Raw genomic sequence first — 2,510 nt, forward strand, 5'->3', positions numbered from 1 at the left:
CCGTCGTATCCGACCACGATCCTGTCGTGCCGCAGCGCGCTGGGAGTCCGGACGATCACGACCGGCCCGGCGGCGTGCACGGCACGGCGGATCCTGGCGTCCAGCTCGCCCTTGCCCATCAGGGACGGCACCAGGTCGAGCAGCTTGGGCGTGCGCGGCAGCTCCCCCAGCAGCCGCACATAGGCATAGGCCACCCGCTCGACCAGGAAGTCGGCCAGCGGCCCCTTGGCGAAGTGGCGCCGGTCGGTGGCCATCGGGAACGACGCGATCAGCAGCGCGGGCAGGTCGAGCGGCTCGTCGCTGGGCGTGGGCGCGTGCACGACGGGCGGCACCGTGGCGGGCAGCGGGCCCGGCTCGCCGGTGCCGGTGACGGGCACCGCCCAGCGCAGGGACCAGAAGGGACGGGCGCGCTCCTCGGTGGGCCGGTCGGCGAAGAGGCCGCTCACCTCCTCGGGCGTGAACTCGCCCGATTCCGACACGACGTGCCAGCCGTCGGCGACCACGGTGCGTACGGACCCATCGATGTCGATCTCGATGGTCTCCAGCGCCGGCATGCCGAGCAGCAGCGCCGGGCTGGTCTCGTCGAGCATGCGACGGACAGCGTCGGCGGAGGCCCGGTCGCGCAGCGGCAGGCGTACGAGCGTGTCGAAACCCTCGGGCACGTCGAGCGGCGGCGCGTCGAACGGCAGTCTGAGCAGCGGAACGTGCCCCGAACGGTCGGCCAGCTCGCCCGCGAGCGCGGGGATCTCCGACACCGCCGCGGTGGTGTCCGCGCGCGACCAGCGGACCGCACCGCTCGCTCGCGAGCCGACGGACGGCTCGTCGCAGACCGAGACCACCGCCGCGAACCCGACGCCGAACCGCCCCGCCGCGCCGACCTCGTCGCGCTTGCCGGAGACGCGCAGCGTCGACAGGCCCTCCACGCCGGTGGCGTCGAGCGGGGCGCCGGTGTTGGCGGCCGTCAGCACGTCGCCCTTGAGCGTCAACCGCAACACCCCTGGCACGCCCGCGCGCAGGGCCGCGTCGGCGGCGTTCTGGGCGAGCTCGACGATCAGCCGGTCGCGGTAGCCGCCGAGCGCGAAATCCTCTTCCGCGTTGGCGTCTTCGCGGAACCTGGCGGGCGAGGCCGTCCACGCGGAGAGGACGGCGGCTCGCATCCGGTCAGTGCCGTAGGTGCCAGAGATGTCGGGCGTCATCGATCACGATCCTGATTGAGAGGTAGAGGCCAGGCGTAGGGTAGCGGCCTTTCGCGATCAGGAATGGCCGAGTTCTTCCGTGGCGGATTCGTCGACCGAGCCCGCCGCCTCCTCCTCCATCAGGTCGTAGCCCAGGTCGTCGAGGATGGGAATGCCCTGCTCGACGGAGGGCGGCAGCACGGCGGCCTCGGAATGGGCGCCGCAGCCGTGGTCGGCGGCCACGACCTTGCCGTCGTCCGGCGCGTATTCATTGGTGCAGACCCCGAACATCTGCCGCAAGCCACCCGTGAGCAGCCAGTAGAAGCCGCAGGTGGAGCACTGCGCGGGAGCGGCGTGTGCGATCGGCGTGTGCGGCCCGTGCTCGCCCGAGTGCCAGCGCCTGGCTGCCCGGTCCTTGCCGATGGCCGAGAGCACACGGGCCCGGCCCAGGCCGTACTCGAAAACCGTCTGATGCTCAGCGTCATCGTCGGTCTCGGTGAAACCGGGCGTGAGCCTGTCGTCGTCTTCGGGGGTCGGCAGCAGATCGCCCACGCCGAGGTCGCCGGGGCGCAGCCGCTCGCTCCACGGCAGCCACTCGGGCGCGAGCAGCGCTCCCGAGCCGGGCAGCAGGACGGCCTCGCTGACCGTGACCTTCTTGGCCCGCGAGGCGCGCGTGACCGTGACGGCCCAGCGCCAACCGCGGTAGGCCTTGTCGAGACAGGCGAAGTAGTGAGTGACGATCCGGTCGCCCTCGCTCTCGAAGCCGAGGTGCTCGCCGGGCGCCCCCGGACGCGCGAGCTCCTCTGCCGCAGCGCGCGCCAGATCGACCGCAGCGACACAGGCCTGGTCGGGAGCGGAGACGCGGGCCCTGGTGCGGCTCATCGGGCAGCCTCCGCCGAAAGGTGCTGTTCGCTCACACTTCATTCTCACCCATGGGCGGACCGGAGACGCCAACAACCGGGGATCCCGCTCCGAGATCGCGGACGAATCGGGTAAGACTGGTATTCGTGGAGGGTGGTTGGGGCCGGGCACGTGAGGTCTCGCGGCGGGTGGCGCGCGGCGTCGCCGACGCGGGACGCGCGACTGCGCGCGCGAGCCGGGCCACGGCCGGCGGCACAGCGAGGGCTGGCAGGGCCACGGCAAAAGGTGCGCGAAAAGTCGGTAAAGCCACCCGGCGCCTCACCCACGCCAACGGCGCGGACCGCACCGGGCTCGGCCGCCTGATCGAGCTGTCGGCGGGCACGTCGGCCTGCAGGGCCGCCGCCAGCGCCACCGCCGTGGTGTCGGACCCGCCGCGTCCCAGCGTGGTGATGTCCTTCGTGTCCTGCGACACGC

Annotated in this window: 1 protein-coding gene and 2 pseudogenes; 1 reads left to right on the plus strand and 2 read right to left on the minus strand. The window is 72.6% G+C overall.

Annotation, left to right across the window (positions count from 1 at the left end):
* Both AB0J09_RS62150 and AB0J09_RS62155 read right to left on the minus strand, forming a co-directional pair.
* Window positions 1-1,196: pseudogene (locus AB0J09_RS62150) on the minus strand (hypothetical protein); the annotation flags it as partial.
* 57 nt (window positions 1,197-1,253) lie between these two features.
* Window positions 1,254-2,057 carry a DUF3027 domain-containing protein gene (locus AB0J09_RS62155; protein WP_360713549.1) on the minus strand — a complete coding sequence of 268 codons (804 nt, stop codon included), beginning with the start codon at window positions 2,055-2,057 and terminating at the stop codon, window positions 1,254-1,256.
* A 125-nt stretch (window positions 2,058-2,182) separates the two neighbouring features.
* Between AB0J09_RS62155 and AB0J09_RS62160 the strand changes: the two are divergent.
* Window positions 2,183-2,510, plus strand: a pseudogene (locus tag AB0J09_RS62160) (hypothetical protein); the annotation flags it as partial.

This window comes from Nonomuraea sp. NPDC049784 (assembly GCF_040659615.1).
In the GTDB taxonomy this organism is placed as follows: domain Bacteria; phylum Actinomycetota; class Actinomycetes; order Streptosporangiales; family Streptosporangiaceae; genus Nonomuraea.

Bases quoted from the DNA above. Each gene is read 5' to 3' on its own strand.
- AB0J09_RS62155 (WP_360713549.1), bottom strand. From the start codon at position 2,057: ATGAGCCGCACCAGGGCCCGCGTCTCCGCTCCCGACCAGGCCTGTGTC.